Source organism: Dialister sp. CAG:357, from assembly GCF_000435155.1.
GTDB classification, from domain to species: domain Bacteria; phylum Bacillota; class Negativicutes; order Veillonellales; family Dialisteraceae; genus Dialister; species Dialister hominis.
The window spans coordinates 18083-25488 of record NZ_FR896485.1 but is presented as its reverse complement, the minus strand read 5'-3'; the positions used below and the strand labels follow the sequence as shown (position 1 = coordinate 25488).

Annotated in this window: 8 protein-coding genes; 5 read left to right on the top strand and 3 right to left on the bottom strand. The window is 50.6% G+C overall.

Annotation, left to right across the window (positions count from 1 at the left end; genetic code table 11):
* Positions 1-766: OmpA family protein (locus tag M3200_RS09450; RefSeq protein ID WP_288178278.1), on the top strand; the 766-nt coding region annotated here is incomplete at its 5' end.
* Positions 767-1068: 302 nt separating this feature from the next.
* On the opposite strand, the gene M3200_RS09445 is transcribed toward M3200_RS09450, so the two are convergent.
* Positions 1069-1782, bottom strand: coding sequence for an HAD family hydrolase (locus tag M3200_RS09445; RefSeq protein ID WP_022383278.1), 714 nt, complete (start codon positions 1780-1782; stop codon positions 1069-1071).
* Between the two features lie 152 nt (positions 1783-1934).
* On the opposite strand from M3200_RS09445, the gene M3200_RS09440 reads away from it, so the two are divergent.
* On the top strand, positions 1935-3302 hold the full coding sequence (locus tag M3200_RS09440; RefSeq protein ID WP_022383277.1) for a sodium:solute symporter family protein: 1368 nt from the start codon (positions 1935-1937) through the stop codon (positions 3300-3302).
* Positions 3303-3960: 658 nt separating this feature from the next.
* On the opposite strand, the gene M3200_RS09435 is transcribed toward M3200_RS09440, so the two are convergent.
* Positions 3961-4275, bottom strand: a complete 315-nt coding sequence (locus tag M3200_RS09435; protein ID WP_022383276.1) for a hypothetical protein — start codon at positions 4273-4275, stop codon at positions 3961-3963.
* Between the two features lie 145 nt (positions 4276-4420).
* Entirely contained in the window at positions 4421-4792 is a 372-nt protein-coding gene (locus tag M3200_RS09430) for an ArsR/SmtB family transcription factor (protein WP_022383275.1), read from the bottom strand.
* A 269-nt stretch (positions 4793-5061) separates the two neighbouring features.
* On the opposite strand from M3200_RS09430, the gene M3200_RS09425 reads away from it, so the two are divergent.
* Genes M3200_RS09425 through M3200_RS09415 form a run of 3 tightly spaced genes read left to right on the top strand, consistent with a single transcriptional unit; the run spans position 5062 to position 7366 of the window.
* Positions 5062-5820, top strand: a complete 759-nt coding sequence (locus M3200_RS09425) for a ParA family protein (protein WP_022383274.1) — start codon at positions 5062-5064, stop codon at positions 5818-5820.
* Positions 5813-6703: a ParB/RepB/Spo0J family partition protein gene (locus tag M3200_RS09420; RefSeq protein WP_022383273.1), complete on the top strand. Its 891-nt coding sequence runs from the start codon at positions 5813-5815 to the stop codon at positions 6701-6703. The genes M3200_RS09425 and M3200_RS09420 overlap by 8 nt, the downstream gene beginning before the upstream one ends.
* Positions 6704-6706: 3 nt before the next feature.
* The gene (locus tag M3200_RS09415) at positions 6707-7366 is read left to right on the top strand and encodes a DUF4446 family protein (protein WP_022383272.1); all 660 of its coding nucleotides are present in this window, start codon (positions 6707-6709) and stop codon (positions 7364-7366) included.
* The last annotated feature ends 40 nt before the right edge of the window (positions 7367-7406 follow it).

The window sequence follows — 7406 nt, the reverse complement described above, 5'->3', positions numbered from 1 at the left end:
CGACCATACAAACAACGTAGCCCAGTTAGGCCTCATTGCCCGTCATCGGCTGACCGACGGCCTTGACGTCTATGCCAAAGGCGCCCTCGGCACCGAGCAGACCACCATGTGGGAAGCAGGCGTCGACCTCGCTATCGATGAAGACCTTGACCTGAACGCAGGCTACCATTACCTGAATACCAAAGGAAATGACGACAACAACGTCTCCTATAAAGGCTTCATGGCAGGCGTATCCTACCGCTTCGGCGGCTCCAATGAATATGGCACCGGAACAAATGGCATGATCGACGACTCCGCTTATGCAAGAGCCAACCAGGAAGAAAGAGTATCCACGGTATCCACTGTCCAGAAATCCGAAACCCCGGCAGCCGTAGTCACCACTACAAACAATGCCGGCGCAGAAACGACCGTCCAGGTCCCGGCTGATACACCAGTCGCAGCACCGGAAAACGACTACTATTTCAATAGCGTCCTCTTCAACGAAGACTCCTCCGACATCATCCCGGCACAGAAAATCAACCTCGATGCATTCGTCAAAGAAGCCAAGGAAACAGGCCACGTCTTCAAACTCGTAGGCCGCACCGATGCCACAGGCTCCGCTGACTACAACGAAAACCTCGCATCCAGACGCATCAAAGCTGTCAGAGACTATGCCGTCTCCAAAGGCGTTGACGCTTCCAAGCTCGTAGAAATGGTCAAAGGTTCCGAAGGCTCCACAGGCAAGAACGAAGGCGACAGAAGAGTCGATATCTTTGAACATAAGTAAGATTTGGAAATTGATAAAAGAGAAAAGATACGAAGATACGAAAAAAGGGCTCATCGAGAGTCCTTTTTTCGTTGTGAGCGTTACTCACAAAACCGCACAACCGGACTTCGTCCGTGGAAATGCAACTCATCCGTCTCATACACTAATTTATGCGCCATTTATAGCATTACCATTACCGACAACTGGTATATGAGACACCTTCCCTTCCAGGGCAAGGTTAAGACCGGGCTACGGCCCTTCTTCCCAAATCCTCCCAAATCAAAATACCCCGCAGCATCGCTTATGCTGCGGGGTTCCTTTTTTTATTCTTTTTCCACGAAATCCAGTATTTCCAAGGGATGGTTCACGAAGTTTTTTCCTCCTCTGGCTCTGAGGAAGGTTTCGGGGCGGAAGCCCCAGGTGACGGAGAGGCAGGGGAGGTGGGAGTTTCTGGCTGTTTCTATGTCCACTTCTGTGTCTCCGACGTAGATGGCATCCTCGGGTGTGAGGGAAAGATCGCTCAGGATTGCATTGATCATGTCTGGAGCGGGTTTTCGGTGGATATCCGGTTTGTTTCCTTTGACGACGTCAAAAAGGCCTTTAAGGTACATTTCCGTGAGTTTTTTGACAGGGGCTTCGTCTTTGTTGGAGGCTACGGCTGTTTTGATTCCTTTTTCTCTCAGTTTTTTGAGGAGCTCGGGGATGCCTTCGTAGGGGCTGGTTTTTCTGTGGTTTCTTGGATAGAGGTCGGAGAAGATGGCGCGGCATTTCTGGATTTCTTCTTCGGTGACGGCATAGCGGGAAGCGGGGATGGTTTCGCAGAGGTCGATGAGGTCCTGACCCTGGCAGCCTCTGGCAAGAGCGATGATTTTTGCGATGTCGTCGTGGATGCCGCTTCCAAAGCAGAGTTTGACTTCGTCTCTGGTGAAGTAGTGGGGAAGGCCCATGGCTTCGAGGGCGTTGTTGGAGGCGGTGGTGATGTCGGTGATGGTATCGAGGATGGTTCCATCCATATCAAAAATGACGGCTTTGATCATAGTTGTTCCTTTCTTTTTGCATTTTCTTTTGTTTTATTATACCTGTCTCATTCCTTCATTTCCATTTTCCTTAGGCGTTGCGGATTTCTCAAGAAATGCTGTCTCTTTTTTTGCTATAATGGGAATAATTATTTTCTTAAGGGGGAATGACCATGCATATGACGTGGCCTTTGATGGCCGTGATGCTTTTGACGGTGGCTTTTGTCATCGGTGTGGGAATTTTTCAGTCGCGCAAGGTCAGGTCGGCTGAGGGATACAGTGTCGGCGGAAGGAGTGCCGGGGTGCCCATGGTGGCCGGCGGGATTGCCGGGACGGTGGTCGGCGGCGGTGCGACGGTGGGTACGGCGCAGCTGGCGTACAGTGTGGGGCTTTCGGCATGGTGGTTCACTCTGGGAAGCGGGATTGCTTTCATCCTGATGGGGATTTTCTATGCACAGAAAATGCGCTCGACGGGGCTTTCTACGATTCCGCAGTTTCTGGGGATGCATTACGGGAGGCGGGCGGAGCGTCTGTCTTCGGTGATTTCTTCGATAGGGATTCTTCTTTCGGCGGTGGCGAGCTGCCTGCCCGGGATGGAAATCATTTCCTCGATCTTCGGCGTGGGCGAGCTTCCAGCGGCAATCATCCTGATGACGCTTGTCGCGGCGTATACGTTTTTTGGCGGGATGAAGAGTGCGGCCATCGGGGGCATCCTCAAGATGGCTGTCATCTGGCTTTCCCTTTTCGTCTGCGGTTTCGAAGCATATGAGGTGCTGGCTTCTTCGTCCGTGGCAATTCCTCCGTCTCATCTGGATCTTTTCGGACGCGGGTTCGAGGTGTCGATGTCGAATCTGTTCTCGATGATTGTCGGCGTCCTTTGCACGCAGACGTATATCCAGTGTATTTTCTCGGCAGATACGCCGATTACGGCCGCGGCCGGCTGCATCACGGCGGCGCTGATTGTCATTCCTGTCGGGCTTCCGTCTGTGGCTGTCGGTATGTACATGAGCGCTTTTGATCCGAATGTGGTGCCTGTTTTGACGCTTCCTACGTACTTTACGAATCATGCGTCCTTCTTGGTCGGCGGTCTTGCGATGGGCGGCATCGTGCTGTCTCTCATCAGCTCGATCGGAGGGCTGTCTTTGGGAATCGGGACGATGCTTGTGACGGATATCCTGATGCCGATCCTGCATCTCCAGGATGACAAGGCGCTTCTCCGTCTGACAAAAATTTCTGTCCTCTCTGTCATGGCAGCGGCTTGTGTGATTGCGGCGATGAACAGGGGAACGCAGGTCCTTTTCTGGAATTACCTCTCCATGGGCCTTAGAGGCGGCGGCATTTTCCTTCCGCTGACGCTTTCGGTCTTCTTCCCTGGGCATTTGAAGAGGGGATGGGCGGTGCTCTCCATGGCAGGGAGCACTGTGGCGGCCATCCTCGCCGTCGTTCTTCATCTTCCGATTGATTCCCTCTTCGCGGGTCTCATCGTGAGCGTCCTCCTGATCCTTCCCGGACTCAGGCTGAAGAGAGTGGATGGGGAATAGAAATGGTTTGAGAAAATAAATGATAAATAAAAGGCTGTGAAGAAATGTGCAATCATTTCTTCACAGCCTTTTTTGCGTGGGTATTCGATTAGAGGATTAACTAACATGTTTATATATTTGCATTAACTGAAAACCATAAAACCTCGCTTCGCTCGCAGAAATGAACCTCCTCAGGCGCATCCGCGCCAGCTCCCCCTACGGGGCGAGCTCTGACACCCTTAAACCAAGGCTGAGGCCTTGAGGAAAACCGTAAAACCTCGCTGCGCGAGAGGAACTACATCTCATCCGTCGCCTTCGGCGACACCTTCTCCTTTCGGAGCAAGGTTAACACCCTTAAACCTCACTTCGTTCGAAGAAACACCATAAAGCCGGACTTCGTCCGTGGGTAATTAACTTCATTACCGGCCTCCGGCCGTACCTTCCTCTACGAGGTAAGGTCAAACACCCTTAAACCAAGGCTTTGCCTTATGGAAAACCATACGACCTCGCTTTTCCACCCTTTAAGAATTACTGAAAGTCTTAAAATGCCGATGGAGCCCGATAAACACGGGGCTCATCGACTATAAAAACAACACGAAATGTCCTATAAGCCTGGAATTCATTCATCCCACGCAAAAAGGATGTGCACTTTCGCACACATCCTTCTTTTTGTTGAGGATTATTCGATATCAACGGTGTCGGGGTTGCCGAAATCGTCGAGTCCGAGATAAGCGACTTCTCTGACGTGTCCATCGTACGTCAGTGTAACGTGATAGTGGAAGGTCTGTCCTTCGCAAATTTCATCGCCGAGTTCTACAGCGGTGGTGTAGCTGTCCGGGCGGTATTCTCTTACGGTGTCGCCTACGATCGGGAAATGGAGGAATACGTATTCTGCGCCCTGGTATTCAACGGAACCGTATACACGTTTCAGTTCGGATACGAGACATTTGTCTACGCCATTTACAATGATGCTTTTTTCAGTTACTTCTGCCATGTTTATCACCTCTACGACCAATATACAGCAAAATGCTTGCCATTACTTATATATAGTACCACTTTTGAAGGATAATCAGAAGATTACTAGTTAAAATAATCCGTTTATACGTATTATAAAAAAATTATTACGGAATACCGTGGTTTTATTCAGCGATTTCGCGCACGTCGTTCTTTGCTTCCGGGTTTTCCATCATGCCCTGTTCTTCGTGTCTTCCGTGTTCACAGATGCAGTGCATTCTCTTCTGGCAGATTTCTCCCATGATGGCGCAGAGTTCTTCCATGGCTGCGGGGTTCAGGGAATAGAAAATGTTCTTGCCGTCTCTTCTGTCGATGATGAGTCCGGATTCGACGAGGACTTTCATATCGTGGGAGAGTGTCGGCTGCGTGATGGCGAATGCCTGCTGCAGTTTGTTGGCGCACTGTTCCTTGCAGGATAACATGTCTACGATTTTGAGACGTTTCGGATCGGAAATAGCTTTCAGAATTCTTGCGGTATCTAAATAAATTTGTTCCATTTTGACTCCATGAATTAAAGAATAGAATTATTTCTATAAAGCGTAGCAAAGATGAATGAAAATGTCAATATTTAACATGCATTAGAAAAGCAAAAATTATGTATAAATTCGGATAAAGTTTTTTGGAATGTTTTGCAGGAAATAGGGAAAGATGTGATTCCATCGCAAGTTTCACGGATTTTTTCAAAAATGTTTCACGTGAAACATTTCTTATATTGACAGTGAAATATGGTATAATAATAGCGACTATCTGTGAAAGGAAGGAAAATATGGGCAAGATCATCAGCATCATCAACCAGAAGGGCGGGGTCGGAAAAACAACGACGGCTGTGAATCTGGCGGCGGAACTGGCCGACAAAGGACATAAGACTCTTCTCATCGACGAGGACGCGCAGGGCAATTCCACCAGCGGGCTCAGCAAGGACGTGAAGTTCGGCAAGGATCTCTATGATGTGCTGCTGGATGATGCGGATGCGAAGGAGGCCGCTGTGAAGACAGCGGTGAAGAAGCTGTGGCTGCTTCCTTCTTCTATCGATCTTGCCGGGGCGGAAATTGAGATCGCAGGGCTACCTGAGAGGGAATTTCTTCTGAGAAAGAAGCTTGCCGCAATCAAGGATTCCTACGATTACATCCTGATCGACTGCCCGCCTTCCCTGGGTCTTCTGACATTGAATGCCCTTGTGGCTTCCGATTCCATCATCATCCCGATCCAGGCGGAGTTCTACGCGCTGGAAGGTCTTTCCCAGCTGGTAAAGACGGTGCAGGTGGTGTCCAGGAAGCTGAATCCATCGCTTCATATCCTCGGTATTCTTCTGACGATGTTCGACGGAAGAACGAACCTGTCGCTGCAGGTGGCTGAGGAAGTGAAGAAGTATTTCGGATCCAAAGTATTCAGGACGGTGATCCCGAGGACCGTAAAGCTTTCCGAGGCGCCGAGCTTCGGCGAACCGATCCTGACGTACGCGCCCAAGTCCAAGGGGGCTGAGGCATATAAGAAACTGAGCCGGGAGGTAGTAAGACGTGACTAAGAGACAGAAACTGGGACGTGGACTGGGTTCTCTTCTGGGGGAAACTCTGGACGAGAAGGGCAAGGTCATCGATCTCGAACTTGCTAAAATCCATCCGAATCCCTGGCAGCCGCGCCGTGATTTCGACGATGAAGCTCTGAAGGGTCTTGCTGATTCCATCAAGGAAAAGGGTCTGATCCAGCCGGTCACGGTCCGCTACAAAGATACGGACGGCGAATTCGAGTATGAGCTGGTCGCCGGCGAAAGACGTTTCCGCGCGGCAAAGATGGCAGGGCTCTCTGTCATCCCGGCAATCATTACGCAGTATGACGACAAGATGATGGCGGAAGCCGCACTGATCGAAAACCTCCAGCGTGAGGACCTGAATCCTGTGGAAGAAGCCTCGGCCTATGAGACAATCATGAAATCGTACGAGCTGACGCAGGAAGAGCTCGCCGAAAGCGTGGGCAAGAGCCGTTCGCATGTAGCCAATACGCTGCGTCTCATGGACCTTCCAGACGAAGTGAAAGATATGCTTTCCGAAAGGAAACTGACAGCCGGTCAGGCAAGGCCGCTCCTTTCGCTGAAAACCCCTGCCGAGCAGATCAGCCTGGCAAGGCGCATCGTGAAGGACGGACTGTCCGCCCGCGAGGTCGAAAAGCTCACCAGTGAAACGAAACCGGGAAAAGTGAAGCCGAAGAAGGATGAGCAGGTCTCTGCTTACCTCAAGAGCCTCGAAGAATCGCTGACGCTCTCTGTGGGCACGCATGTTTCCATCAAGACAGGGAAAGGCAGAAAAGCCCACAGCGGAACCATCACGATTTCCTTCAAAAATGATGATGAATTCGCTATGATAACGAATATTCTCAAACAAAAATCCGAAAATACGAGTGGAGAAGAGTAGTAAATGATAAACCAGACAATAATAATGTATGTGGTCACCGGCGTGCTGGCAGTCCTCCTGATTGTGCTCGTCCTCGAGTTCTTCCTTCTGAGGAACAAGCTGAACCGCCTGTACCGCAAGTACATGTATTTCATGAAGAGCGCTGAAGGCGGCTCGATCGAAGTGAAGCTTTCCACAGAAGTGAGAGAGCTTCGTGAAATGATCGCGTCCTCCGAGAACATGCTGCACCAGCAGGAACTCCTTGCGAATATGCAGCTCCAGTCTTTCCAGAAGACAGGCCTTGTGCGCTACGACGCTTTCGATGACACAGGAGACAAGCTTTCCTTCTCACTGACAATCCTTGACGGGAAGAACAACGGCTTCATCCTTTCCTCTCTGGCAGGCCACGATGCATCCCGTATCTACGCTAAGAAAGTCACGAACGGCCAGTGCCGCGAAGCACTTTCCGCCGAAGAAGCAGAAAGCATCAACCTCGCTCTGAATACGCTGATGCCTGATATGGCACAGCAGGCCCAGCAGGCAGCCGAAGCAGCCGCCGAGTCCGGATACACCGAATACACAGCAGCTCCTTCGCAGACCATGCAGGACTTCAGAGAACCAGCTGACGACTACAACCAGCCGGCACCGCATGATCACAAAATCGATATGGCAAAAAAGAACTAAGAAAGACAGAAGGAACGCGGGCATATGTCCGCTATCCGGG

Coding starts and splice junctions, on each gene's coding strand:
- M3200_RS09425 (WP_022383274.1), top strand. CDS start 5,062: ATGGGCAAGATCATCAGCATCATCAACCAGAAGGGCGGGGTCGGAAAA.
- M3200_RS09435 (WP_022383276.1), bottom strand. CDS start 4,275: ATGGCAGAAGTAACTGAAAAAAGCATCATTGTAAATGGCGTAGACAAA.
- M3200_RS09430 (WP_022383275.1), bottom strand. CDS start 4,792: ATGGAACAAATTTATTTAGATACCGCAAGAATTCTGAAAGCTATTTCC.
- M3200_RS09440 (WP_022383277.1), top strand. CDS start 1,935: ATGCATATGACGTGGCCTTTGATGGCCGTGATGCTTTTGACGGTGGCT.
- M3200_RS09415 (WP_022383272.1), top strand. CDS start 6,707: ATGATAAACCAGACAATAATAATGTATGTGGTCACCGGCGTGCTGGCA.
- M3200_RS09445 (WP_022383278.1), bottom strand. CDS start 1,782: ATGATCAAAGCCGTCATTTTTGATATGGATGGAACCATCCTCGATACC.